Below are 25,214 nucleotides of genomic sequence, written 5' to 3'. Positions count from 1 at the left end.
TCCCTGTATCAGACACTCACGACGGTGCCGTCAGAAGACGGAGCCGCCAAATTCACCGATATAATAGGTGGTGGCAGGCAGACTTTCGCTATCGAGAACAATCGCGATATGCGTCGCAAAAGATGGTGCCCCGCCCGCACCGACGAGTGAAATGTCATCCTCTCCTGTCCCCGCCGATGGCAGTCCGAGATACGCACACGCGAAACCGGCCTCCATCCACTGTGTGCAGCCCTGTTTTGGAATCCTGAAATCCGCTTCCCCCGCGAACAGATCCCGTGCCCCGAAATTCGGTCTCCCGAAGGCGTCATAGCCCACGATCGACACGTAAAACGCCCGCGCATAGAGCGGAAAGACATCATCCGAGTAAGCTGCCGACTGCGAATTCGTCGATAGAACCTTGCCACTTTGTGTCAGGTCGTAGGGAAACAGGCACTGGATATTGAAAAAGCCGGACTGATAACGGTCGATCGGGATACAGAGCACGACACGGTCGTTCCGGCCGCCACCCTGGGTCGTGACCGCAAGCGCAGCAGGATTGCCGTTGACGGTATAGGCCGTGGTCATGGCAACCGATGCACCGTCCGACACCCACTGCGAGACCGCAGCGGAGTTATCGGAATACAGACCGCCCGCCAGTCCAATTCCGTCCCGACACAATACGGACTTGGACTGCGGGATAAACTTCCCTGCCAGTCCCAGCCGATCGGACGTACCGTTGATGAACGTCCCGACATTGGGATTGCCGGTATTCAGCATGTTAAAGGTCTTGATCGACCCGGAACCGTAACCCGCCCGACCATCCGCACTTGTCAGATTGTAAAGCTGTGTCCCGTAAAAGCAGATCTGCGAGAGGTTCTGCTCCATCCAGACCGGTGGCGTCTTATAGGTCGCCGAATTTCCCGCCAACAGGATCATCCCGCCGAACCACCCCAGATATCCGCTTCCGGTACAATGAAACAGCGGCTTGTTCTCGGCCTGCGGTCCCCACATTTCGCAATGCACCCCATGCATCTCGATGCGGCCGGTATTCTGGATGAAAATCTGGTCCGAATAATCCAGAGACGTTCCATAAAACGTCATTTCAGCTCCGCCTGGATTGAACACAATCCCAGCCGAATTGCCCAGACTGCCACCATACCAACGGAAATTCTCACCCGCGTTGACACTGCCTGCGAGGAATTGGAGCGCGTACAGCGCAGAGGAAGTTACGGAGCAGTTCCAGTACTCCGCAAGATAAGCCCCATTACGCCAGTCAATTCCGACCCCGAACCCCTGGATGGACAAATCCTTGAAATTGTGGATCGTACCATCCGTATTCTGGAATGAATTGTAAAACACGCCTGTCAGCCCAACGTCACCCGTTGGTCCAAGAATGGCCGCGTCTTCAATCAGAACATTGTTCGGATAGTGTTCAAGTGCACCATCGCGGGTGGAGAGAACGGCGCAGTTCCAGCGCAGGGCCTTCACGGAGACGCTCTTGACCCGGACGTTGATATACCCCGAGACCGAAATCGTCAGCCAGGCACTACCAGCTTCCGCGACATTGAAGGCAAACGAAATCTCACCTTCCACGGCAGGATCAGGCCACCCGGTATCCTTGGAAACACTATTGTTCCAGGGATTTGCTCCAGAACCCGGACTGTTTGCACTGAACGAAACCCCAACATTTCCCGGCTGCCCGTTTCCGTTCGCATATGATGCGCCAAGCGTGACCTCATACTGGACGTCCAGCATGTAGTTTCCGGCTGGCAAGGTGAGCTTCTGACCGAACTGTCCATAATGACCGGTCGAATTCGACATGGCGACCGCAGTGGCGATGGACGCCGTGCTATCGGATATCTGGTAAGTGCCATCGCCCCCCGTACCTGTCAGAAGCTTCGTAATGGTCGTCCCCGAAACGAGTGAGTCATTAACGTCATAAACGACAGACCCTACGGCCAGTGCGGGATTGCCGGAAAACCCGGTCACGGTCATGACACCACCCGAGACTGTTCCCGTCCATGCTCCGTGAGCGGCAGGATCCGTAAATATGGCGGCACCCGTCGTAAAGGTTGCATCCGTGATCTGCATTGCCGGATAGACCGTGGCGTTCGACCAACCTGCCCCGCTGCTATCGGTGAACGTGCCGTTCGTCACGAAATCCTGTGTATCCGCGGCAGTTTTCAGCGTGGTGAAATCGAAGGTCGACCCGCCAAATGACCCGAATGTAATGCCCGGGATCCAGACGAGCGGATTGTCATCGGACGCAACCGCGCTGTTGCACATCATATAGGCCCGCTTTGGGCTGGAAACCCCATACCCTGAAAGCGAAGCAGCCTGCACGGCCAGCCAGTCCATTTCCTGCGACAGGCTATAGGCCTTGGGGAAAACGGATTGCAGATCTGCCAACGTGGTAAAGAGCGTTGAAGCCGGGTGTGAGGTGCCATCTCCGATCGCACCATACCAGGCCGGGTCCACACCGCCCTGAAAAACACGGCGATAGGTTCCGGCCCCGGCCGTTGCAATGACCACGCCCCCGTCTGCCACCAACCCGTCAGGTGCCTGCAGGAAAATGCCGGCCGCACCCCGCGTCTGTGCCGTCCCGTCCCACGATGTGAGTGTAACCGCGACGGGAGCGCTCTGCAGCGCCCTGAACTGCGCCACTGAAGAAATCTGTGCCTGACTGCTGGCCGCCAGCACATCCGCAACTGTCACACCATCAAGCGTACTGGACGCATCAAGCGCGCCGGACTGGATTGATTGTCGGATGGACTGACCGCCATCTGCATCGACCTTGTTACCAAGCGCGCTGGCAATCTGAGGAGATTTGACCAGACCAATCATATCCGACGTATCTGTTGCGGATTCCCAGAGTGGCGTAAAATTCTGGACCATCACAAGTCTCCATTACTCAATGTCATGAGGGTTCTGAGGCAAAAAAAACAGCGCTCTCACAGCGCTGTTTTCTTCACCTCCATCCAGTTTGATCCGGTGATAATCCACAATTTCCTGTACCGACCCGCCTTGTCGGCACAGGGAGCGCTTAGTGTTTCCAGTGGAAAGACGCACTTTGCTTCATCGACGGAAACAGCCTGGAAGCGGCAGTCTGGCGATAGCGAAGCGAACCTGCGCGCACCAAGAAAAATGATGCGTCAATACAGGACAGTCCTCGAGTATTTATAAAAGCCAGTCCGATATGGCGGCAAGAAAATGCCGCATATTCTGCTTTGTTTCCATGAAACCGCCCCCTGGCTGAAGGGTCGCGCTGTTCAGATAAAGAGACCGGCATATTTCTATCTGAACAGTATGAATTTTCCTTTCCGGCCTTCCGTAATGCTGCGTAATATACCCACCAGAATAAGGAATATTCCTGCGAACCGAGTGATATTTATTCTTTATTATATTTTCTATTTTATCAATTATGTTTTGATCGCAACTTTTGCCATGCAGATCTCCAAGTACGACGTCGCATGAACGTGCATATGGTAATTTCGGCATTGAATGCAGGTCGAGAAGGATAGCATAGCCAAAACGCTGGCTTGTTTCCTCTAGAAGAGCATCAAGAGCTTCATGATAAGGCAACCATACTGTAGAAATTCTTTTTCTTAATTCGGAAAGTTCCAGAGGGTGCCTGTAGATCGGACGTCCTTGCGAAATGCAGCGCGGGATAACTCCAAACCCGGCCTGTACTTTGGCGCTCGAAATAACCTCGTCTTCGGGAGGCACAGGGTGAAACATTTCTCCATCGACTTCGCGCCAGTCCCGATTCACGTCACACCAAGCGCGGGAAAAATTTGCGCTCAACAAGGTCGCCCCGAAATCGGGAGCATCCTCCAGCAATTGGTCCATGAACCGATCTTCAATCCGCTGAAGTTCGAAAAGAGACAGGGACGCACTGCTGAGGAAATCAGAAGGATAAAACCGCCCGGAATGTGGTGAAGACACAATGACAGGAATGGCGGTATTCCGGGGATAATCTACCTTGAAAGATGTTAGAGGCGAAGAAATTTTCATAATTTTTCATATTCTGCCTCAAGGGGGGTTGCAAGGTTTTGCAGACGCATCTAAAAGCCACCTCACCGGACCGGGGGCGCATAGCTCAGCGGTAGAGCACTACCTTGACATGGTAGGGGTCACAGGTTCAATCCCTGTTGCGCCCACCACTCGGTCCGGCAGAAAACCAACGGTTTTCTGAGGCTTATGCATTGGACTGCCATCCTTTGCTGTCGATTCTAACACGCTACTAGCACGCAAATTGAGATTTTACCATTGATCGGGCTGCCACCCGGTCAATGGTGCTTGCGACCTCGTCAATAGCCCGTTTGGCATTCGCGAGAAAGTCTGGACGTACGTGTACGTAACGACCCGTCGTCCTGAGATTCGGCATGGCGTGCCCCATTAGGGAAGCGACCTCAATTTCAGGGACACCACGGGTGATAAGCTCGGTCGCCATCGTATGGCGAACCGTGTAAGGTACAATCTCTTGCGAAAGGCATGCGGCTTCGCGCGCAGCTCGCCATGCGCCATTAATCTTAAGTATCGGTTTGCTCTTATATGTTACGAGATGACCAATCGGCACATCTTCAATCCATGGCTTCAAAAAATTAGGGATTGGAATGCGCGGGCGTCTCTTCTTGGTTCGCATACGTCCTGTAGGATTGAGGTCTATGACACCATGACGCAAATCACACTGCTCACGCGTGAGCTGTAAGAGAGCCTCCGGACGAGACGCAGTTCCAATAAGAAGCGCGAGAAACATGCGGAGATGCGGTGGCATATCTACCTCCCAAAGACGAGCCATCTCTTCAATCGTCATTATTCGTTCGCGTCCACTACCTTCGGGGGGCAACACAATCGGAATTTGACGGTCAATTTCGCCATTTTTCCAAGCCCAATTCACCCCCGCAGCAGCGATACCCATGACACGTCGCGTGTAGCCAGCAGAATACCCTTTTCTGCGCAAACATGTCGCAATCCTACGCTGCTCAGCCACGGTATAGCTAGCAACAGACGCGCCTGGGTCCACATGGTCGAGCATAAGCTCCAATGCCCGTCTATTGGGGCCTGCACTTCGCGTTTTCTCACTATGATTTTTGAAATAACGCATAAAAACTGAAGTTAAACTCACCTCAGATGTTGGTTCATTCTTCCTCTTCGCGTTTCCTGTCACATATTCTGCAAGCTTTAGCTGCGCTTCTTGAAAAACATCTGTGCCAAGAGATGCTCGTTTTGTTTGTCTGGTTTTCGAATCATACCAGCAGGCACACCATGCCTTTGAGTTAGGGCGTTTTCCGAGAAAGAATTGCCCAATTCGGAAGACGGTATCGGCCTCGGGCATCTTTCATTCCTTGCAAGATAATCCGTTAGATGAACTTCAGAATAACGTACACGGGCGCGAATTTTTAGATAGCCGATCCGGCCTTCATGCCTCTCACGTCGCAGAGTAATGGTAGAGACGCCTAGACGAGATGCTGCCTCACTTTCTGTAAACAAAAGATAACTCGGCATCATTCGAGATTTACTCGTAACACCGTCTCTAAAAGCTTTGCTTCTTTGCCCAGCTCTTTTTGAAGAACGCGCCTTGCTCGTTCGCGAAAAACTTGCAGCGACATAGAGAAGACTTCACCATAGCATTCCAAGAATGCCTCATGAATGGACTCATAAGACCATTCTTCTTCACGCAAGCGTCGTAATTCATTGGCGTGACGCACAAGAAGCGATCGGGAAGCACGTGCACCTTTCGGAATAGGTAGATCTGGATTTTTCTTAAGAACACACATCTCGTTTCTATTTCTTATAAGATGAAATCCGCATAACGAGATAATACGTTATATTTAGTTTTTAATCGTGTAAAGTATATATTATTTCTTTACTTAAAGAGTACTTCCCTTCTTCCCTTCTTCCCTCATCGTCAGGAGATAATACGCTGCGATCCTGCCTGGGAGATGACTTAATCGTGCCTCCATTATGGATATCGGGGGTCATGATTCGCCGGAAAGAGGTTTAGCAAAGGCTACTCGTCTTGTTTGCCAAATGCAGGCTAACGCAAGCAGCTTTCTGCAGCAGCCATGGTTTCAGCTCCAGCGGCTGATCAGGGGGGGGGAGGCGGAAGGTCGGTTATCGGAAAGGGATGACCGAAAGCCGCCACTCGCAGTGTTCACATTCATGACAGCTGCCGACCAACTTTAGACATTCAATGTCATCGCTGGGGGCGTCAGCTTTTGGTGCAACCCGCCACACGAGGTCGCCCAGACCGACCGCCTAGTCCAGAAACGGCCGGTGATCGTCGCTGCCTTGTGACCGCCGCTTTTGCCGGTGCAACCCCGGTTGCTGACCGGGCTCTTGCCAGCTAAGGTGCCGCGTTGTTAGCAGCATGATCATGACGACCAAGACCCGCGACAATTTCACAGAATCCACACGGCGCGCGCTCGCGATCCGGGCCGCGCACCATTGCAGCAACCCGCGGTGCCTGAAGCTGACCGCAGGACCGCATTCGGACAGCGAAAAAGGCCTACAGACCGGCCATGCCGCCCATATTTGCGCGGCAGCACCCGGCGGGCCGCGCTACGACAAGGATCAGACGCCCGCACAGCGCCGTGCGGCCGCGAACGGGGTTTGGATGTGTCGCGAGTGCGGGGTGATCGTCGACACCGATCCGGCCGCCTACACCGTCCTCCAACTGCGCCAGATGAAGGCTGACCACGAGGCCATGATCGGCGAGATCCGGACCGAGGGTTGGTCCAGCAGCATCGAACTCCTTCGGAATGGACGGGCCGATCCCGCATTCGCTGAGCGGATCATCGCGCTGTTCGAGGATCGGAGTGTTTTCTGGGCGGCGTTCGATGCCGAGTTCCCAGATCGGGTGCGCCGCTCGCTGGATGGCCTTCGCCGGGACCTGACGGCGCTCCGCGGCGAGCGCGTTGCGGGCTCGCCGCTTGACCAGGTCCTCGTCGCACTCGGCAGGACGATCCGGCACTTCTTCGGCACGGTCACACGCTTCGACATGGATACGCTTCGCTGCGACGGCAACGATCCCGAATGGCTTGCCTTCGAGTCTGCCTTACGGACGCTGCGCAAGGCAATCGGCTTCCAGTTGGCGGCGCTCGGCAATTCCTATGGAATCCCGCTTCAAGGCGAGTTCGCCGTTTATCAGGCAGCGCTGGCGAAAGGCGAAGGGTCACCCGCCGCCTAAGAACCTTTGGAAAAATGGCCGACGATGCAGCTGAACCTTGGACCAGCAGGGCGGGATCGTAGCGCGGATCGCGATCGGCCCTCGACGGGACGATGTATCCCGCGCGGTCCAGACGACCAGAACGTTGTCGATGGACTCGTTCGGGGAGGAGGTCCCGAGTTTCTCGATGTGGATCGAGTTACAAGCACTTCGACGTGGCCATAGCAGCGGCCGGAAGTCGGCTTGAAATTCAGAACCTCCCCACCCCATTCATTCTCCGCAGACCATTTGAAGCCGCCCGCATAGAAACCATCCAGACTGCCGCCATAGTCATTGAGATGGATGCCATGCAGCATAACCAGCGGACGGTTCATTGGGTCACCTCGAGATGCCCTTGGATTGCCAAAGACCATTCGCCTTAAATTATGTGATCATGGGGCGGCCGCGTTCTCGTGTACACCCATACCTCAAACTTTAAGGGTGATCGGAAACTCCACCGGATCTGGATCAATTGAAATCGATCTGATCGTATATTCGACATCCGTCCCCTTCATCTTGAAGGAGGTGCCAACCTCGAGAGGGTGATCACAGGATGATATTCCGAGTAAAGCGCCATTTTCTTCGTTAACCACTCGGAAATTAACTACCTCTGCCATTCTAATCTCCTACTCTGTGAAGGAGGAGCGCTGAAAATGCTCACGAACGCGACGATCGAAGCTGGCATGAGATGACACGCTTTGCCTCGTGTCACAACTGGCGATATTGACATCGTTTTTCGCGGCCGAACCACGGAGACGGATTGGAGATATGGTTTGACGATTATAGCTTGCTGGTTGGACGAAAGTTACGGCGTAAAGTCGCTTTCGGCACTCGCTGACGCGCGAGCATCCTCGAAAGTGAACGGAATCTGGAAAGTCCATTCCGACGCGACGATCAAGTTATTCGCAATCGAGGTACGCTGCTTCAAGGTGGACTCCATGATTTACGGGCTCGGCGCTCATGTAAACCCATACTATGAAACTAACATCGGAATTGGTTTCGCTGGTCATTGCTTTGAAGCCCTGACGGTCATTTCACATATTCAACGAGCAATGAACCTCCTTTGTTCACCGGACCCTGGCAACCCTCTGCCTGAACCTGATGGTCTGCTCAACCTCGCGAAAACGATCGCTGAACGCTATCTCATAGACCACCAGTTCGGAGCCCATCGGGACTTGGAGATGGTGTTGTTCGGGTGGGCCGGACCGAACGATCCTTGGATCGGTAAACTTGTCTGGAATAAGAATAATAAAGAGGTTTCGAGTGAGCTGACGACGCCAACAGCCGCTGACATCGTTACGGTCGGCGACGGCTACCGCGCTTCATCGGCACTCCCGTTTGCGACTAAGATCCGTCGCAAGATTTCGAGGCAAATTCAACGCGTTTTGCGTTGGCCCGCCACCGAACAACAGGAATTCTCAAAAGCGATTCTTTCGATCGAAGCCTCGAAGCGTATCGAGCAGGGTATCGGCGAATTAGTCGAGAACGAATTCGTAAAAACTGTTGGCGGGGTCCGGCAGAAGCTCGCGATTAGCTACTACACAAAACGTGCCTACGCGGCGTTCACCGCTGACGACCAACCTAAGCTAATGGACGGACTTCCGTCAGTATGTCAACACAGTACGCTCGAACCAATACCGATTGTCAGCAAGATGCCTTGAAAGCATGGTCAATTGCCATATGCCAGCGCCGCGCTCGAGGGAATTTCGGAACCATCAGTATTTCGAGACCAGTGCTCGATAACGATTTGCGGCGTCGCGTTCCTGCCTTCGTCTTTGCACACGCTAGCTATCCGGGTTGTTCGTGTGTCGTTCTTGCCCGGCTTATGTGTGGCAAGATTTGGCAGAATTTGACGTTCAGCGGATGGTTTGCAAATGGCGGCTTAGTCCCAAACTCGATCTATCGCAGTTAGCCTAACAATGTCGGCTTTCGGGCAACCATCATCACCACTTCGATGTCTGCCTTGAGGCGTAATCAGCCGTCAATTATGCAATCCTCGAACACTTACCTTCTTGAAAAATTCGCTTCCTTGCGAAAGGTAGCGATAGACAATTATCTTCTTTTCTACCGCTATCTGTTCCCGAATGGTAGAAGCGGCGGCATCCCGCCCTTTTCCTCTATCAGCCTACTCAGATAGCTGACATTACCTTGCTGCATGTCTGCGGTAAGTTCACCAGGCAGAGGATGCTCATAACCGTTCAAACGGCGTGCCTGGCTGTACGTCCGGTTGATAGATCGTATCTCTTGGTCAAGCCCCTGAACGCTCTCTCCACCAAATCGCCGACGCACATAGGGCATCGTGCCTGGCACAAGTCCCTTTGCCGTGTAGGTTTCCTGGAGCTGCTCTTGGCACTGAAACTTGCGTGTTAGCGTCATGTGCCGGCATTGCTTCTGCTCATCGGCTTTTATGGCGGCCTGCGTCGCCCGCCATTCGGGGTCTATGATTTGTGCATGAGCCGTGTGGGGCTCGCCCACACCCAACCCGGCCACCACTGTAGCCAACAATAGAGCCTGTCTCATGTCAGTCACTCGATGCTTCAAAAGCCTGCACCTTTTGCAGATGCTTGAGGTTCTTTTCAGCAATGTCGTTCTCGATTTCCAGTTGTCGAATATGCTGTTGGAAAGCCATGTCCGCCGTGGTCTGCTGTAACTGCAAGCTGGCGTCGTTCTGATGCAGCGCAGTGGACTGCTCGGCCGCGATGAGCTGCGTGGACGCCCCCACATCATCATCCCCCAAGTCGGCCAGAGCCTCGTCCTGTCGCTGCATCGCCCGGGTCGATGCCTGACGATACTCGTTCACTGACGCCAGAGATGCAGCCTCCCGCATGGACTGGTTGGTATCACGGGCCGCCCGATCGTATCCGGCATCTGTCGGGCTGTCCGAGGCCAGGCCCATCAGGCTGGCCGCACCTGCCTGGGCGCAGGTGCTTCCCGGTAGATTGTAGGTTCTGGAAAGAACTTCTCTCGCTGCCTGAGAGAAATTCCCACTAAACCCGTTCAGTGAATAAAGATCACTCAGGTCATCCGTGAGGCCCTCAAGGCGGGAAATATCAGAATCCAGTGATCCACCCCCCAATGAAGAGATATTATCCAGACCTTTAGCATTCTGTATTTCTTGTGCCGCCTGCTCTAGCTGTTCGTAATACTGCTCTCCCTGTATGTAGTACTGCTGACCTTGTTGCAGGTAGGACTTGGCAGCTTCGAGATAGCCCAGGTCGGTACTAACTTCGGTCTTTGGATCGGTCACTATGACCTGCGCTTTTGCATCAACGGATATGCTGCACAGCGTAAAAATCGTGACTGCCAAAGCACTTTTGAACATATTTACGGCCATATTTTTTGCACTCCCGCGCATATCCTCAGTCATGTTCATGGCGCGTTTTCTGTGTTCAACCGGCATATTTAAGCGGCAATAAAATACTCACTTAAATACACTTTAACTTTGAGAAATCCGCGCACGAACCGTAACACAGAAATTAAACAATAAGGTAGTGTCAAAATACAGATACACTATTTTAACACCTGACATTAATGTATCGCGATACATTAATAATTCTATACTTGATTCGAGCAAGACCCTGACGTGAGTGCGCGGCCAGGACGTGACAGGCGTTCAGAAACGTTCGTTTTCGTTCAAATACGTTCGATAACCGTCGATTTCGTTCGGATTCCGTCGATAACCGTCGATAACGTTCGAATTTTATATAGATTGTTGATTTATAATGGTATTTTTTAAGGAAACTCACCTATTGCGAGGTGGGTTGTATACTTCATATAAAATAAGCGGAATACGAACGGAAAGCTGCTCTAATACTTAATTAATTGAACATCCTATAAAAAATTACTTGATGGGCAGAATCAGGGTGAGGCATCCTGCCCTGGCAGGACCTCCACGTCCTGCATGCGCGTTGATTGACATACGCGGGGCGGCTGGATGCCGACACCCTATCCTCACATAGAAAGCCGTAATGCGTGCCGGTCGCTGGCACACCGAAAGAACCGGCGTCCCGGTTCCTGATTCTGGTCGTCGAAATCGTGTCCCTCGTGGTCGATCTTCGATGCCCGCCAAGCATCAGGACCGACCCTCGCCATCCTTCCGGTGCTGCGCCAACAGCACCCCACCAATCCGGCCCCATGAAAGGAGAGGGCCAGGCTGCAAACCACCACCTCAGCACGTCACTTCGTATTGCCGCCCCAGTCGGGGCACGCCTGCCGTCTAACCATCGGCAAGCAGGGTGCGGCCTAACCAGCCCCACCCGATCTGTTGCTGTAGCCGGATGCCTTTAATCGGGCTCGTCCGGTTGCAACGGGCGCTCGGGGGTGAAACTCCCCCGTTCGATCCAATCCGATCTTTGACATTTCAAGATGAAGATGGGCGACGCGGACACGGCCACCCCTGCCGGTTTCGGCAAGGGGTGAGCCTGTCAGATGGGAGAAACGGTATCCAGTCCGTTCTACGGGCGGCAAGGGATTGTCGAACGTGTGCCGCGCAGGTGGGCGACGGCATGGCGGGAAACCGTCATGGGCCTCAGAGGGGAAACCTGGATGAGGCGGTACCAGGGGGCGCAAGCCACCTGGATCGTCGGATAGCTCAAGCCTGTAACGGCGTTCAGTAGGACGCTGCGCGGAGAGAAAGTGCGAGTGCCGGGGCCTATAGTGTCCCGGTGGGTAAAATTGGAAACCATGATGTGAGTAAGGGAGGCGCTTTGGATGTTCGGTCCCCCCAAATTGGCCGTGCCCCGGCACGGTCGAAAGGCTCCAAGAGCCTAGCAATCATGGTGAGATGCTCGCGTACTGCTCGTTAAAATCCGTCTGAATAACGCGGGAAGGTCTAAGGGCTGCTCGGGGTGGTTCCTGAGCGACAGCCTATGACCGGGAGCGGGCTTAGTAGAGTGAAAATCCCCTTCGCGGTTTATCCGAAGCGTTGGGTAGAGGCAGGGATTTCGAGGGTGGTTCCTCGTCCTGTCAAAGTCTCGAAAGGTCCATGCGACAGAGAAGCAATACAGAAGGGTGCCTGGCGGCACCCGGTGACGATGTTCCTGGTCCTCGTGGGTGGTACCACGATCGACCGGGGGAAAAGGGAATGTTGGTCGCATTCCCCTTAAAACTGGCAGTTTTCCAACAATCAGCAATCAATGCACATGCAGCAATCAGGAGATAATCTTATGAGGATGTCGAGTTCTGTACGCCGGGTAACCGGCAAAACCTGCGGTAAAAGAGGATGCCCCTTTCCTGGGACCTGGGCGTTACACAGGTAGTCCTTCGGCTGTCCCCTTGGGAACGGCTGACCGGTCAACAGGTCCGAGGGAGAAGCATTAATTTGCTTCTCCCTCTCCAAGCTTGGCTTGCATAACTTCCAATTTTTCCTCCAAGCTATTTATGCCTCCTACACGGTTGCACGACGAGGTTCAGGGAGGCCTCCAGCTCTCTGAACCTCACCATTTACACGATGCTCGTAAGTGCTTTGTGGACAAGCGAGGAGAGGAGTTACAGCAGCATTCCATAGCCCTATGCTTCTTAAAGCATTGTAGATAAGAATATTTTTTAGAGTGAGATTTTCGTTTGAAATCTAAAAAAGCTCCGAGTAGTAAAATTGAACCTTCCCCGATGACCCCAGAAAAAATAAAACAAAATAAAATTAGTAACATTTATCCAAATATAGCGCGATTTTATCTTCGAATTAGTAACAACAAGCATGATCAAATAAGGCAGGATAAAATAATAGAGAATATTAGAATGTCAGGATATTATATTTCTGCTATATACAGAGAAAAGCCATCTGGCCCATCCCCCGATCGACCTGAATTGGGAAGAATGATCTCTGATCTCCAAGCAGGAGAACTAGTAGTCGCAGAAAAAATGAACCGTCTTAGTCACCTTCCGTTGGGAGAAGCAGATAGGCTGGTTCAGGCTATCCGGCAGTATCGAGTTCGGCTTGTCATTCCCGGATTGGTAGATCTATCTGAAGTTCCATCCGAAACTGATGCCGTGATATACGGTGACCTAGAAGTCAAACAAGAGATGCTTCTACGACTTGCCCTACAAACCGCGCGGGAAAACTACGAAGAAATGAGGGCACGTCAAAAACAGGGTATTGAGCAGGCGAAAGCCTCGGGGCGCTATCGCGGGCGAAAACCAAACCATGAAGTGCACGAGCGCATTATCACTTTGCGCGAAGCAGGAAACAGCATCTTGGAAACAGCGCGTTTGATAGACTGCAGTCCAAGCCATGTGAAAAAGATATGGCTTGAGTATGCCAGCGCAGCGTCTTTAGAAACGGCATAAGATCAAGCATTATCGAACCTTATGATTATCACTGTTCATAAAACGGTCATTTTCTGGACAGGTTGAAAATGGGCATTCCGGACTAGCCGAACGGCATCCGCTGGGTTAGCATTGCCGTCAAGTTTTCAATGTTCCGGTTTCGTCAATGAATCAGCGTATTGGATATGCGCGGGTCTCCACGGAAGACCAGCATCTGGATCTACAGCGCGACGCGCTTCAGCAGGCCGGGTGCGGTGTCATCTATGAAGAGGCCGCGAGCGGTAAGAGCGCCACACGCCCTGAGCTTGAGCAGTGCCGCAAGGCTCTCCGTAACGGCGACACGCTCGTGGTGTGGCGCTTAGACAGGCTCGGTCGCAGTCTACCCGACTTGGTGCAGATTGTGGCTGATCTTGAACGCAGCGGCATCAGCTTCGAAAGCCTAACCGAGAAAATTGAGACCGGCAGTGCTGCTGGAAAGCTCGTTTTTCACGTGTTTGCTGCCCTGGCGGAGTTCGAGCGTAGCCTGATCCGCGAGCGCACCCATGCTGGCCTGGCCGCTGCTCGCGCTAGAGGCCGCTCCGGCGGCCGCAAACCCAAGCTTGGGGAGAAGCAGGTCCGCGAGATCAAGGCGCTCCTGCGCGACCCAGAAATTCAGGTTGCTGACGTGGCCCGACGTTATGGAGTTTCCCGGACCACGCTCTACAAGCACGTAGGCGTCGTTGCCCCGAGGCATTCATGACTTTTGCGGGACATAAACACTCGATCAAGAACCGAGGTGTACGATGAATTCGTTGAACTTCGATTTCTTAGCGCCGCACAACAAACAACTGGTGACTCTTGGTGGTCTCGCGGAAAGCTATTTCCCTAGCGATCCCTCCACGGCGATCGTGAAGCTGCGACAGTTCGCAGAATTGATGGCGAAGCTGGTCGCTGCCCATCATGCGGTTTATCGTGATGAGCGTGAAACATTCGAAGAAACCCTGCGACGCCTTTCTTATGATCGCCTGATACCGAAAGAAGCCGCTGATATTTTCCATGCCTTGCGGAAGGCTGGAAACCGCGCGGTGCATGAAGCAACGGGTGACCACTCTACCGCCCTTACGGCGTTGAAATTCGCTTGGTCGCTAGGTATCTGGTTTCATAGGACTTATGGCCGTGCAGCAGACTTTCGGTCCGGTGCCTTTGTTCCGCCGCGCAAGCCTGTCGATGCGACGGTTGCGCTGCGCGAAGAGATCGAAAATCTTAGGCAAAAAGTAGCGGAAAGTGAAGGTGATGCGGCGCGCGCTCGCCTTGAGGCTGAGGAGCACGCTCACGCGCGGGAAGCAGTAGAAGAGAGGTTGACGCGCGAGGCTGAGGAGCGTTCCGCCTGGGAGAAGATCGCTCAGGACATCGATGCCGAGAAGGCCGAGGTCACTGCCAAGCTCGCTGCACTCCAAGCTGAGGCGGAGGCCACCCCTCGCGCTGTAGCTGCTCAGTTGGTGGAGCGAGGCGAAAAGGCTGCGATAAAGATTGACCTCGACGAGGCGGAAACACGCGCGCTCATAGACCAGCAACTTCGCGACCGTGGATGGGAGGCGAACACCCGCGAGCTTCGATACGCTAATGGTGTTCGCCCAGTCAAAGGTCGCAATCTCGCTATCGCTGAATGGCCTACTGCAAATGGCCCGGCTGATTACGCCTTGTTTGTCGGAACCACCCTGGTCGGGGTCGTGGAAGCGAAGCGCCGCCGAAAGAATGTTTCCGCTGCGATCGATCAGGCTGAGCGTTACTCGATCGGCATTAAGGATAGCGCCGATTTCAGTTATGCCGGTGGCCCTTGGGGTGAGCACAAAGTGGCATTTGCTTTCAGCGCGAATGGCAGATCTTATCTCAGGCAAATCGAGACAGAGAGCGGCATCTGGTTTCGCGACACCCGGCGAGCCGCGAACCATCGCCGCGCATTGGTTGACTGGCCGACGCCGGAAGGTCTGACCGGCCTGCTTGAAGTCGATCAAGATGCTGCTGATGCCGCGCTACAGGCGCAGCCGTTCGAATTCGGCTTTCCGCTTCGCCATTATCAGGAAAGCGCCATCCGGTCCGTGGAAGCCGCCCTGTCGGCTGAACAGCGGGCTGTTCTGGTCGCGATGGCAACCGGAACTGGAAAGACCAAGCTGGCCATCGCCATGTTGTACCGCTTGCTCTCAGTGAAGCGGTTCCGGCGCATATGCTTCGTGGTTGATCGCAGCGCCCTTGGCGATCAGACTGAGGGAGAGTTTTCGACAACCAAAGTCGTATCCGGCAAGACATTCGCGGAAATCTTTGGCCTAAAGGGTCTGGGAGACGTGACCCCGGATGTGGAAACCAAGGTCCACATCTGCACTATTCAGGGCTTGGTGAAGCGTGTGCTGTTCGCCGCCGATGCAGCATCCGTGCCGCCTGTGGACCAATATGACCTGATGGTCATTGACGAATGTCACCGGGGCTATCTGCTCGACCGGGAAATGTCGGATGCCGAACTGAGCTTTAGGGGGCAGGACGACTACATCTCCAAATATCGGCGCGTGCTGGACTATTTCGACGCGGTCAAGATCGGCCTGACGGCCACGCCTGCGCTTCACACCACGGATATTTTCGGTGATCCAGTCTTCACCTATTCCTATCGCGAAGCCGTGGTGGATGGATTCCTGATTGACCATGAGCCGCCGATTCGCATCGAAACAGCGCTAGCGCGCGCGGGTATCAAATTCGAGAAGAATGAAGAGCTTGAACTGCTCAACACCCGGACCGGCGAAGTCGATCTGGCTCATGCGCCGGACGAAATCCGTTTTGAGGTAGAGGCATTCAACCGTCAGGTTATCACCCCCAAGTTCAATAGTGTCGTGGCGGAGGAACTAGCGCGCCACATCGATCCAGCGCTACCCGGTAAAACGCTGATCTTCGCAGCCACTGATGCCCATGCGGATATGGTGGTCAGCGCGATCAAAACCGCATTTGCTGAGCACTATGGCGAGATTGACGACGCAGCCGTCAAAAAAATCACGGGTAGCGTGGACAAGGTGAAGAGCTGGATTCGCTCGTTCCGCAACGATGCCAATCCGCAAATCGTTGTGACCGTCGACCTCCTTACCACTGGCATTGATGTGCCAAAAATCACCAACCTCGTGTTCCTGCGCCGGGTGAACAGTCGCATCCTGTATGAACAGATGATTGGTCGCGCCACGCGTCAGTGTCCGGAAATAGGCAAAGAAGTCTTCCGGATTTTCGACGCCGTCGATCTCTATCCCCACCTCCAGAACATGACCGACATGAAGCCGGTCGTCGTTAACCCTTCGATCAGCTTTTCCCAGCTCGTCCACGAAATGACAGCAGCGCAGAACGATGAGCAGCGGGAGGCCATTCGCGAGCAGCTCGCCGTGAAGCTGCGTCGTCGGATCAAAAAGCTGACCGATGATGCAAGACAGCAGTTTGAGGCCTCAGCGGGCGAAACGCCGGAGGCGATGCTGCAACGGGTCATGTCCGGTGATGCACCGGGCCTTGCCGCATGGCTGAAGGATCATGCTGCGATCGGCCCTATCCTCGATTGGCAGGCTGATGGTGATAATGTCGGTTATGTTCCGATTTCCAAGCACGCGGATCATATCGTTGAAGTGTCGCGCGGTTATGGCAGCGGCGCAAAGCCTGAGGATTTTCTGGACAGCTTCGCCGCCTTCGTGCGCGACAATATCAACACGATCGCAGCACTCAAAGTCGTCGTGCAACGCCCTCGTGATCTGACCCGCGCCGATCTGAAGGCATTGCGCCTTGCCCTAGACTCCAAGGGCTTTTCCGACGCTAATCTGCGCCGTGCGTGGGCGGATGCACGCAATGAGGAAATTGCCGCGTCTGTCATCGGCTTCGTCCGGCAGGCAGCCCTGGGCGATGCCCTGATCCCTTATGAAGACCGTGTGCGGCACGCGATGCGCGCCATCATGGCGAGCCGTGCATGGACAGACCCACAGAAACGCTGGCTCAAGCGGATCGGCGAGCAGATCGAAAAAGAGATTGTGGTGGATCGTGTGGCGATCGACAAGGAGCCATTCATCGCCGATGGCGGTTTCAATCGTCTTAATAAAGTGTTCGGCGGAGAGCTGGAAAGCATCCTCGCCGGGATTAACGAAGAATTGTGGAAGAAGACCGCGTAAATGAGCACGACCACTGACATCGTCGCCAAGCTTTGGAGCCTGTGCAACGTCTTGCGCGATGATGGCGTCACCTACAACGAATATGTGACAGAGCTGACTTACCTACTGTTCCTCAAGATGCTGGAGGAGACAGGCAAGGAAGAGCGTTTGCCGAAAGATTGGCGATGGGGCCTGCTTGCCAAACGAGAAGGCTTGGAACAGCTGGATTATTACAAGGCGATGTTGCTGGAACTCGGCAAAGCGAAAGATGCGCTCGTCAGCGCGATTTTCATCGACGCCCAGACCCGTCTGCGCAAGCCAACCAACCTCAAAGCACTGACCTCCAATATCGATCAACTCGACTGGTTCTCTGCGCGCGAAGAGGGGCTGGGCAACCTCTATGAAGGCCTGTTGGAAAAGAACGCAGCCGACAAGAAATCCGGCGCGGGGCAATACTTCACGCCTCGTCCGCTGATCGATTGCATTGTACGCCTCATGCAGCCGCAGTCGGGGGAAGTGATCCAGGATCCGGCAGGCGGAACGGCGGGTTTCCTCGTCGCCGCCGATCGCTACATCAAGGATCATACCGATGATCTCTACACCCTGACGGAGCAACAGGCCTTCTTCCAGCGGCACAACGCCTTTTCTGGTGCGGAACTCGTGCCGGACACCCATCGCCTGAGCATGATGAATTTGCTGCTTCATGGCATCGAAGGCGGGATGGAGAACATCGACACGCTTTCGCCCGATGGTGAGGCGCTGCCCAAGGCCAATCTGATCCTGACCAATCCGCCCTTTGGCACCAAAAAGGGTGGTGGGCGTCCGACCCGTTCCGACTTCTCCATCACGGCAGATACGTCGAACAAGCAATTGGCCTTCGTCGAACATATCGTGCGAGCCTTGGTCCCCGGTGGCCGCGCCGCAGTGGTTATCCCTGATAACGTCCTGTTCGAGGACAACACCGGCCGCCGCCTGCGCACCTGGCTGATGGATCTGTGCGACCTGCACACCATCCTGCGCCTGCCGACTGGCATTTTCTACGCACAGGGCGTCAAGACCAATGTTCTGTTCTTCCAACGTGGCAAGAGCGACAAGGGCAACACCAAGGCCGTCTGGGTGTATGACATGAGGGCAAATGCTCCTGCCTATGGCAAGACACGACCGCTGACCGTTGCTGACTTCGCGGATTTTGAGAGGGCGTATGGCGCGGATGCCAATGGCGGAGCCAAACGGACAGATGGTGGGGAGGACAGCCGTTGGCGTAAGTTCGACCGCGCTGCCATTACGGGACGTAACGACAACCTCGACATAAGCTGGCTTCGCGATACCGAAGCGGAGGCGGAAGAGTCGTTGACCGAGCCGGAGGATATCGCTGCGGCGATCATCGGGCATTTGAGGGCAGCGCTGGAGGAAATTGAAACGCTTTCGGAGGAGTTAGAGCCGGACAGCGTTGAAGAAGAAGTTGCGATGGCGGAGGCAGCAGCATGAGCAGTTTGCCGATTGGGTGGAGCCGTTCTCGTCTTGGGGAGTTGGCAACTGACATAGGCTACGGTTTCACAACGGCATCCACAGTCGGTGGCGGCAGACCAAAACTACTCCGCATCACGGATATACAAAATGGCTGCGTCAACTGGGAAACAGTTCCGCGCTGTACTGACAAGCCGGATGAGAGGACAATGCTCGTCGCAAGCGATATTGTAATTGCGCGCACCGGCGCGACGACCGGGAAAAGCTATTTGATACGCTCGGTCCCGGAAAAGGCCGTGTTTGCTTCGTATCTAATCCGTGTGCGGTTGAACTCCGCGGTTGGTCCCGATTACGTATGGTCGTTCATGCAGTCTCGCGATTATTGGTCGCAGATACAAACCGTTGCCAAGGGAACGGCACAGCCTGGTGCAAATGCTTCCATTCTTTCGAGTCTGTCCTTACCGGTACCGCCACTCCCCGAACAGCGGCGGATCGTGGCGAAGATCGACAGCCTCACCGGCAAATCCAGACGCGCCCGCGACCATCTCGACCACATTCCCCGCCTCGTCGAGAAATACAAACAGGCCATCCTCGCCGCCGCCTTCCGGGGCGATTTGACGCGAGAGTGGCGCGAAGGTCGCAGTTTAGCAGCAACGCGCAGCGTTTTACTTGGCGAAGTAGCTGAGGGCTTTAACTACGGTTCCGCTGCGAAATCTGCAAAACAGGGGCGTGTGCCGGTTCTCCGCATGGGGAACATTCAAGACGGCAAACTCGACTGGGAGGACCTCGTTTTTACGGACGACGCTGCGGAAATCGCAAAATACCGACTGAAGAACGGCGATGTTCTGTTCAATCGCACCAATAGCCCGGCGCTGGTTGGTAAAACCGCGCTATTCACAGGGAAACGCGAAGCCATTTATGCCGGTTATCTCATCAAGGTGCGGTGTAAGCCGCAGCTGTTGCCTGCATTCCTAACATATTGCCTCAATGCACCAAACGGGCGCGCCTATAGCTGGGAAGTGAAGACCGACGGCGTGAGTCAGTCGAACATCAATGCGAAGAAGTTGGCTGCTTTCCGCTTCGATCTTCCTTCAGTGCAAGAGCAGGAAGAAATTGTTCGACGTATCGAGAGGGCTTTGTCTTGGATCAATCGGATTACGGTCGATACCACCAGCGCCCGCAAGCTGATCGATCACCTCGATCAATCGGTGTTGGCCAAAGCCTTCAAGGGCGAACTCGTGCCGCAAGACCCCGCCGACGAACCCGCGAGCGCCTTGCTCGATCGCATCCGGGCAGAACGCAGCGCCGCGCCAAAGGCCAAACGCGGCCGCAAGAAAGCGGCCTGACCCCATGGCCATTCCCGATTATCAGACATTGATGCTGCCGGTCCTGCGCCTCGCCACCAGTGGCGAGCAGCGCGTGGCCGATGCCGCCGAGCGCATCGCGGATGATCTCGGCCTCAGCCCCGATGAACGCGAAGAAATGCTACCCAGTGGACGGCAACGCCTGCTGTACAACCGTATCCAATGGGCAAAATTCTATTTGTCCAAGGCGGGCCTCTTGGCCTCCCCAAAGCGGGGGCGTTTCATCGCGACGGATGCCGGGCGGGCACTGCTGGCGGCCTCTCCAGAGCGCATCGGCGTGGATGAGTTGAAAAACTATGAAGGTTTCCGCGAATTTTACAGTGGTCAGAAGTTTTCTGAAGATAATGCCGCCCCTGTTGCCATCGCTCCGTCGGTCGAAACCGGCACGCCGGAGGAACAGATTGAGGCGGCCTATCAGGCCGTGCAATCGGCCCTCCGCGCGGACCTGCTGGAACGTATCGTCCAGAACACACCGGCCTTCTTCGAGCAACTGATCGTCGATCTGCTGATCGCCATGGGCTATGGCGGGTCGCACAAGAATGCGGCCACCCAACTCGGCCGTTCGGGCGACGGCGGCGTGGACGGTGTCATTAACGAAGACAGGCTGGGACTGGACCGGGTCTACGTGCAGGCCAAGCGCTACGCTGAAACAACGGTCGGCCGTCCTGATGTGCAGGCCTTCGTCGGCAGCTTGGTCGGCCACGGTGCCACGAAGGGCGTGTTTGTCACCACCTCTACCTTCAGCAGTCAGGCGAGGGACTACGTTAAGCACCTCGCCCAGAGAGTCATCCTGATCGATGGGGAGCGGCTGACCGACCTGATGATCGAATATGGCGTGGGCGTTCGTGTTAGCCGCAGGATTGAGTTCAAGCGGCTCGATGAGGACTTTTTTTCGGAGGAATAGCTCAGCAGTGCGCTACCGGATCAAGACTGTACCGTGCCAACGAGTATTTTTTCCGGAAGGGGTATTTTTCATGGCATCGATGTCAATTGGAAATATAAATAACTGGTTTTTCTATAGAAATTTCTGTAATTTATAATCGAGTGGGAATGATGAAGTCTATTCATAGTTCCTAATCGACCTCCTGAAATCGTAAGAACTCTCTATCTACTCGTTCAGAGAACGCCGCCGGAGCCATATCGCAAACGCCTCTTCCTGCATTGTATTGGGCCAGAGGCAAGTGCCACCATGTCCGCGACCGCGTCCGGGGCACTGACCTGCACACGAGTTCCATTCAGCCGAAGGAAAAGAACGCAGCAACTCCAAGCTGTCTGCTTGTTGGCATCATTGAAGGGATGATTACGCGCAATGCCATAAGCGTAGGCAACCGCCAGAGTCGCGATGTCCGGCTTCGGCGCTTCGGCATAGTACCAGCGGTTTTCTGCGCGGCCCAACGCGCTATGCAGCAAATCTTCACTTTTGAGGCCGTGGGTTCCGCCGTATTCCCTCAGAGCCTGATCACGCATGAACAGCACTACATCAGGCTCCAGAAACTCAGGCGCATCGTCCATCAGCGCTTAGCCAGTTCCTGCAAAACGTCTGCCTGCTCACGCAGTATCTCACGCGCCATCTGCATCTGACGCGCAAGTTTGAGATTGCGCTTCACGAGCTTGATGCCATCGGCCATTTCGAACAGCGTAAGTTTCTGCCCGACTTCCAGACCAAGACGGATACGTGTTTCCGCCGGAAGGATAACACCAACAGAATTACCCTGTTTGCGAACGACGACAGTTTCCATGGCCCTGTTCCGTAATACGGAACAGGGCCATGTCAAAGGTGACAAGCCCCAAAAGCCCTTTAGCAGTGCTGTTCAGACCGAATTGCGTGTCAGGTGGTTTCCCAACTTTTGATGATTTCCACCCACTCGCTGGGTGAAAGCTGGCTTGGACCGTGCGGTTCCGGATATCGACGCCCTGAAAGCAGTCCTTTCTCTTTGATATGTATATCTATAGACGCCTTCTGCGCCATTTTGTCACTTAGAACCCTCACACCACGGAAAATGGCGCGAGCCATATGTTTTCCAGCCGCGCGAACCTGATCAGCGGCCTTGATAAGCAGCTTGTAGGTATTGCTGGTTCTCACCCATCGCCCCTCAACCCGCTTGCGCCGATAAGCTCGCTCGACCAGTCCGAGTTCATAGCCTCTTTCAAGCGCCCGGATGACGGTTCGCACGGAATACCGGCAAGCCCGAGCGATTGCATCATGGCTCGGATAGAGCCCATCCGCCCCCAGGAAGGTAGCGAGCGTCATGAGCACTGACTTTTCGGACGGCTTTAGTTTGTATTCATAAAAGAGGCTCATAACCTGCTTGCGGAAAGCTGCCTTAACGGAAGCATAGCGACTCATCGCTCCGCACTCCCGTTCGAAACCAGAACGCTGTGAAAAAAACTTGCCCGAAAGGTCTGGAGATCCGTGACAACAGAATCAGTTTCTAGTACGCTATTCGCATGCATTGCACGATTTTTCCTTGATCGTGCGTGCCGTTTTTGAACGTGCTTGACTCTGTAAGTCTCTGATTTCGTTGGGGGCAGCCGGTTTTGACATGGTAGAGGTCACAGGTTCAATCCCTGTTGCGCCCACCACTCGGTCCGGTGATAACTCCTTGAAAATATAGAGTTTCTAGTGATCCTTTCAGTGCATTGGACTGATTAGTCTGGGTCGCTTAGAGCCTCTTCGTGCCGCATAAAGCCGGTTGTGACCGAGCAAATCCGTGCAAAATCCGTGCACTCTTCTCTGGATCAGCGTACTCCTGCGAATCGGGGGCGGTGAGTTCAATCCCTGATGCCCAGCCATTCCAATATCTCGGCCCGGTAAGCCTCCGGCATCACCTTGGCGTAACGGGTGACTGTCGTGATGTTACCCCATCCACCGTCAGCCTTGAGGCGCATCAGATCCTTGTGCAGGCAGTATTGCCAACTTGCCCAGGTGTGACGGGCATCATGCGGAGTGACGTCCGGAACGAATACGCTCTTCGGTTTCTCCTGCCCCTTGGGTATCCAGACGCGCATGTGCCCCGGCAGACCCGTTTTGCGACAAGCCACCGACCATCCGGATTTGATCTGGCCACCGCTAGTGCGTCCATTTTCCGAATACGCCTGACCGATTTCCCTCCCCTTCCCGTTTCTCGACTTTCGGGCACGGACCGGACGGAACAGGCGGCCGTCTCGATTGGGCAGAGACGCCAGCGATGCACAGACGCGGGGCGGCAGATCGATATGCCGCTCGTTCCCTTGCTTCTGCCAGACAACAGCCCGTCTTCCCCTTAGGTCCACGCAGGACCAGTCCAGTTCGAGAGCCTCTGACATGCGCGCACCGGTTCCGAACAGAAAGACCAGCAACGGCTTCAGGTGTGGCGCCGCGTTATCGATCAAGCTCGTCACCTGCTCGGGCCTGAGATAAACCGTCCGGCTTATCGGAATGCGCGGCTTGTCGAACGCCGGCCGCTCGCACCATCTCCGAACAGCGGCAAATTCCAGAACGGATCGCAGAGGCGTGAGAACGGACCTGACCTTTGTGGCAGGACTGGCTTCGGCTCCATCACGCAGAATATGCCGATAGGCTTGGTCGAGCGCTATCTGGTCGATGTCTGCCAGACGCGTGGTACCGAAATGGTCCAGCAGACGACGCAGATAGGCCTTGGTTGCCTCGGAGCGCGGCTCTGCCTCAGCATAGGCAGAGACCGCATGGGCAAAGGTTACAACGGACCGCTTGCCATAGATGCTTTCCTGCCAGAGTTCGGCTTCGCGCTTCGCCCTTTATTCTTCCGCCTGCTGGGGGTCAGAAGTTCCTGAGCTTTCGTAAATGCTCTGTCCTTTGACGGTTCCGCGAACGTAGTAAGTTTCCAATCTGGCATGTTTGACGAGTTTGAGTGACATTCCAGGCTCAGATGATGCGGTGACCCCAGCGACGATGCGTGGGGCCTCCATGAAAGTCCCACACGCGGTCCAGGCGCTCGCGGAGCTTCGTGCGTCCGACGCGGTCTTTGAGGCGGTTCAGAACATCCTGAAAGGTCAGGGTTTCTTCGAGTATCTCACTCATTCCCGTTCCTCCGCGTCCATGGCTGCGCGATCTTTCTCCCAATCATCCATCGCAGCATTCACCGCTACCCGGACTGCGTCCTGATGCTCGGGACGCACCTCATGGGCTGGAATGTCCCGCAGTCATACGAAAAGTTCCGCATCCGTCCGCCCTCTCATGCTTCACCTGAGAAGGTGCGAATATTGAAACTGCGAGTTGCAGATGCACAATCTTCCATAAGGCGTTTCCCTGCTTCACGAGAAATAATCTCGACGTATCGACATGCCGGCTTGGGCGATTGGCAGTGCGCAAATCCCTCGATTGCCCGCAACCGCGCTATCACTTCAGCCCGGTATTCAAACGACATCATGCCAATTTTAGCGGCTATGACTTTGACGGCTTTGTCAGTTCGCCCGCTCATGCCGGGTATTCTGCGCGAAGCGCGAGATTTACTTCGACCCATGACCACGTATTCTTAAATTCAGTCAAAAGCTGTGCCTCAAGTTGCTCATGCTGGGCGAGCACAAATCCTACTAGCCACTTCACTTCCTTCGGATTGTTTGCGGCATGTTCGACACATTCAGAAAGCCCTGGCCCTGAGTGAACGCCGAGCCTGTGCGCTTGTTGATGTTGCCAGACGTGTCGCGCGGTATGTTTCTACCGGAGCGGACGATGCTGCCCTGCGCCAGCGCCTACGAGAACGGACGGACCAAGGACGCTGCTTTGGCTATCGCCGCCTGGGTTATCTTCTGGCGCGGGAACTGACGGCCCTG

Annotated in this window: 20 protein-coding genes, 1 tRNA gene and 2 pseudogenes; 10 read left to right on the top strand and 13 right to left on the bottom strand. The window is 54.8% G+C overall.

The genetic code is table 11. From position 1 onward, the window contains the following. Positions 1-30 precede the first annotated feature (30 nt). Entirely contained in the window at positions 31-2,874 is a 2,844-nt protein-coding gene (locus HK22_RS12210; protein ID WP_086649457.1) for a hypothetical protein, read from the bottom strand. A gap of 282 nt (positions 2,875-3,156) precedes the next feature. Then, positions 3,157-3,993, bottom strand: coding sequence for an N-formylglutamate amidohydrolase (locus tag HK22_RS12205; protein ID WP_086649456.1), 837 nt, complete (start codon positions 3,991-3,993; stop codon positions 3,157-3,159). A 74-nt stretch (positions 3,994-4,067) separates the two neighbouring features. Between HK22_RS12205 and HK22_RS12200 the strand changes: the two genes are divergently transcribed. Next, positions 4,068-4,142 (top strand) — tRNA-Val (locus HK22_RS12200). 80 nt (positions 4,143-4,222) lie between these two features. Here HK22_RS12200 and HK22_RS12195 read toward each other — a convergent pair. The 3 genes and pseudogenes from HK22_RS12195 to HK22_RS12190 form a co-directional block, all read right to left on the bottom strand. After that, positions 4,223-5,317, bottom strand: a complete 1,095-nt coding sequence (locus tag HK22_RS12195; RefSeq protein ID WP_086649455.1) for a site-specific integrase — start codon at positions 5,315-5,317, stop codon at positions 4,223-4,225. Between the two features lie 17 nt (positions 5,318-5,334). Beyond that, positions 5,335-5,487, bottom strand: a pseudogene (locus HK22_RS15525) (helix-turn-helix domain-containing protein); the annotation flags it as partial. Then, entirely contained in the window at positions 5,487-5,759 is a 273-nt protein-coding gene (locus tag HK22_RS12190) for a hypothetical protein (RefSeq protein WP_143412422.1), read from the bottom strand. The pseudogene HK22_RS15525 and the gene HK22_RS12190, both read right to left, overlap by 1 nt. Before the next feature lie 599 nt (positions 5,760-6,358). Here HK22_RS12190 and HK22_RS12185 point away from each other — a divergent pair. Beyond that, positions 6,359-7,171 carry a hypothetical protein gene (locus tag HK22_RS12185; RefSeq protein ID WP_198945550.1) on the top strand — a complete coding sequence of 271 codons (813 nt, stop codon included), beginning with the start codon at positions 6,359-6,361 and terminating at the stop codon, positions 7,169-7,171. 446 nt (positions 7,172-7,617) lie between these two features. Here the strand turns inward: HK22_RS12185 and HK22_RS15005 are convergent, their stop codons facing one another. Continuing rightward, a complete protein-coding gene (locus HK22_RS15005; RefSeq protein ID WP_143412421.1) occupies positions 7,618-7,806 on the bottom strand; it encodes a hypothetical protein in 189 nt (62 codons plus the stop codon). A gap of 156 nt (positions 7,807-7,962) precedes the next feature. Here HK22_RS15005 and HK22_RS12180 point away from each other — a divergent pair, with 156 nt between their 5' ends. Continuing rightward, positions 7,963-8,850: a hypothetical protein gene (locus tag HK22_RS12180; protein ID WP_143412420.1), complete on the top strand. Its 888-nt coding sequence runs from the start codon at positions 7,963-7,965 to the stop codon at positions 8,848-8,850. 860 nt (positions 8,851-9,710) lie between these two features. On the opposite strand, the gene HK22_RS12170 is transcribed toward HK22_RS12180, so the two are convergent. After that, positions 9,711-10,562 carry a hypothetical protein gene (locus HK22_RS12170; RefSeq protein ID WP_233142616.1) on the bottom strand — a complete coding sequence of 284 codons (852 nt, stop codon included), beginning with the start codon at positions 10,560-10,562 and terminating at the stop codon, positions 9,711-9,713. A 2,234-nt stretch (positions 10,563-12,796) separates the two neighbouring features. Between HK22_RS12170 and HK22_RS12165 the strand changes: the two genes are divergently transcribed. The 6 genes from HK22_RS12165 (at position 12,797) to HK22_RS12140 (ending at position 21,327) form a co-directional block, all read left to right on the top strand. Then, entirely contained in the window at positions 12,797-13,474 is a 678-nt protein-coding gene (locus HK22_RS12165) for a recombinase family protein (protein WP_086649452.1), read from the top strand. Positions 13,475-13,619: 145 nt separating this feature from the next. After that, positions 13,620-14,192: a recombinase family protein gene (locus tag HK22_RS12160; RefSeq protein WP_086649451.1), complete on the top strand. Its 573-nt coding sequence runs from the start codon at positions 13,620-13,622 to the stop codon at positions 14,190-14,192. 43 nt (positions 14,193-14,235) lie between these two features. Next, positions 14,236-17,613 (top strand): type I restriction-modification system endonuclease, encoded by a 3,378-nt coding sequence (hsdR, locus tag HK22_RS12155; RefSeq protein WP_086649450.1) that lies wholly within the window; start codon positions 14,236-14,238, stop codon positions 17,611-17,613. Beyond that, entirely contained in the window at positions 17,614-19,080 is a 1,467-nt protein-coding gene (locus tag HK22_RS12150) for an N-6 DNA methylase (protein WP_086649449.1), read from the top strand. Then, the gene (locus tag HK22_RS12145) at positions 19,077-20,405 is read left to right on the top strand and encodes a restriction endonuclease subunit S (RefSeq protein WP_086649448.1); all 1,329 of its coding nucleotides are present in this window, start codon (positions 19,077-19,079) and stop codon (positions 20,403-20,405) included. Before HK22_RS12150 ends, HK22_RS12145 begins: the two co-directional genes overlap by 4 nt. Positions 20,406-20,409: 4 nt before the next feature. Beyond that, positions 20,410-21,327: a restriction endonuclease gene (locus tag HK22_RS12140; protein WP_086649447.1), complete on the top strand. Its 918-nt coding sequence runs from the start codon at positions 20,410-20,412 to the stop codon at positions 21,325-21,327. Between the two features lie 212 nt (positions 21,328-21,539). Here the strand turns inward: HK22_RS12140 and HK22_RS12135 are convergent, their stop codons facing one another. From HK22_RS12135 to HK22_RS15000, 6 genes are all read right to left on the bottom strand, one after another. Next, complete coding sequence (locus HK22_RS12135) at positions 21,540-21,935, bottom strand: type II toxin-antitoxin system death-on-curing family toxin (protein WP_086649446.1); 396 nt, start codon at positions 21,933-21,935, stop codon at positions 21,540-21,542. Continuing rightward, complete coding sequence (locus tag HK22_RS12130) at positions 21,935-22,162, bottom strand: AbrB/MazE/SpoVT family DNA-binding domain-containing protein (RefSeq protein ID WP_086649445.1); 228 nt, start codon at positions 22,160-22,162, stop codon at positions 21,935-21,937. The genes HK22_RS12135 and HK22_RS12130 overlap by 1 nt, the downstream gene beginning before the upstream one ends. Before the next feature lie 89 nt (positions 22,163-22,251). Continuing rightward, the gene (locus tag HK22_RS12125) at positions 22,252-22,770 is read right to left on the bottom strand and encodes a helix-turn-helix domain-containing protein (protein ID WP_086649444.1); all 519 of its coding nucleotides are present in this window, start codon (positions 22,768-22,770) and stop codon (positions 22,252-22,254) included. A 425-nt stretch (positions 22,771-23,195) separates the two neighbouring features. After that, positions 23,196-23,837 carry a tyrosine-type recombinase/integrase gene (locus tag HK22_RS15225; RefSeq protein ID WP_082780066.1) on the bottom strand — a complete coding sequence of 214 codons (642 nt, stop codon included), beginning with the start codon at positions 23,835-23,837 and terminating at the stop codon, positions 23,196-23,198. 469 nt (positions 23,838-24,306) lie between these two features. After that, on the bottom strand, positions 24,307-24,462 hold the full coding sequence (locus HK22_RS15125; RefSeq protein ID WP_158093561.1) for a hypothetical protein: 156 nt from the start codon (positions 24,460-24,462) through the stop codon (positions 24,307-24,309). 154 nt (positions 24,463-24,616) lie between these two features. Beyond that, the gene (locus HK22_RS15000) at positions 24,617-24,862 is read right to left on the bottom strand and encodes a hypothetical protein (protein ID WP_143412419.1); all 246 of its coding nucleotides are present in this window, start codon (positions 24,860-24,862) and stop codon (positions 24,617-24,619) included. A 139-nt stretch (positions 24,863-25,001) separates the two neighbouring features. Here HK22_RS15000 and HK22_RS15345 point away from each other — a divergent pair. Then, a pseudogene (locus HK22_RS15345) lies at positions 25,002-25,214 on the top strand (IS3 family transposase); the annotation flags it as partial.

It is taken from the genome of Gluconobacter sp. DsW_056, assembly GCF_002153595.1.
Classification (GTDB): domain Bacteria; phylum Pseudomonadota; class Alphaproteobacteria; order Acetobacterales; family Acetobacteraceae; genus Gluconobacter; species Gluconobacter albidus.
This window is presented reverse-complemented; position numbering and strand designations above follow the sequence as displayed.

Coding starts and splice junctions, on each gene's coding strand:
- HK22_RS12135 (WP_086649446.1), bottom strand. CDS start 21,935: ATGGACGATGCGCCTGAGTTTCTGGAGCCTGATGTAGTGCTGTTCATG.
- HK22_RS12205 (WP_086649456.1), bottom strand. CDS start 3,993: ATGAAAATTTCTTCGCCTCTAACATCTTTCAAGGTAGATTATCCCCGG.
- HK22_RS12210 (WP_086649457.1), bottom strand. CDS start 2,874: ATGGTCCAGAATTTTACGCCACTCTGGGAATCCGCAACAGATACGTCG.
- HK22_RS12160 (WP_086649451.1), top strand. CDS start 13,620: ATGAATCAGCGTATTGGATATGCGCGGGTCTCCACGGAAGACCAGCAT.
- HK22_RS12190 (WP_143412422.1), bottom strand. CDS start 5,759: ATGTGTGTTCTTAAGAAAAATCCAGATCTACCTATTCCGAAAGGTGCA.
- HK22_RS12125 (WP_086649444.1), bottom strand. CDS start 22,770: ATGAGTCGCTATGCTTCCGTTAAGGCAGCTTTCCGCAAGCAGGTTATG.
- HK22_RS12145 (WP_086649448.1), top strand. CDS start 19,077: ATGAGCAGTTTGCCGATTGGGTGGAGCCGTTCTCGTCTTGGGGAGTTG.
- HK22_RS12140 (WP_086649447.1), top strand. CDS start 20,410: ATGGCCATTCCCGATTATCAGACATTGATGCTGCCGGTCCTGCGCCTC.
- HK22_RS12195 (WP_086649455.1), bottom strand. CDS start 5,317: ATGCCCGAGGCCGATACCGTCTTCCGAATTGGGCAATTCTTTCTCGGA.
- HK22_RS12185 (WP_198945550.1), top strand. CDS start 6,359: ATGACGACCAAGACCCGCGACAATTTCACAGAATCCACACGGCGCGCG.
- HK22_RS12170 (WP_233142616.1), bottom strand. CDS start 10,562: ATGAACATGACTGAGGATATGCGCGGGAGTGCAAAAAATATGGCCGTA.
- HK22_RS12165 (WP_086649452.1), top strand. CDS start 12,797: ATGACCCCAGAAAAAATAAAACAAAATAAAATTAGTAACATTTATCCA.
- HK22_RS15125 (WP_158093561.1), bottom strand. CDS start 24,462: ATGAGTGAGATACTCGAAGAAACCCTGACCTTTCAGGATGTTCTGAAC.
- hsdR (WP_086649450.1), top strand. CDS start 14,236: ATGAATTCGTTGAACTTCGATTTCTTAGCGCCGCACAACAAACAACTG.
- HK22_RS15005 (WP_143412421.1), bottom strand. CDS start 7,806: ATGGCAGAGGTAGTTAATTTCCGAGTGGTTAACGAAGAAAATGGCGCT.
- HK22_RS12130 (WP_086649445.1), bottom strand. CDS start 22,162: ATGGAAACTGTCGTCGTTCGCAAACAGGGTAATTCTGTTGGTGTTATC.
- HK22_RS12150 (WP_086649449.1), top strand. CDS start 17,614: ATGAGCACGACCACTGACATCGTCGCCAAGCTTTGGAGCCTGTGCAAC.
- HK22_RS15000 (WP_143412419.1), bottom strand. CDS start 24,862: ATGAGCGGGCGAACTGACAAAGCCGTCAAAGTCATAGCCGCTAAAATT.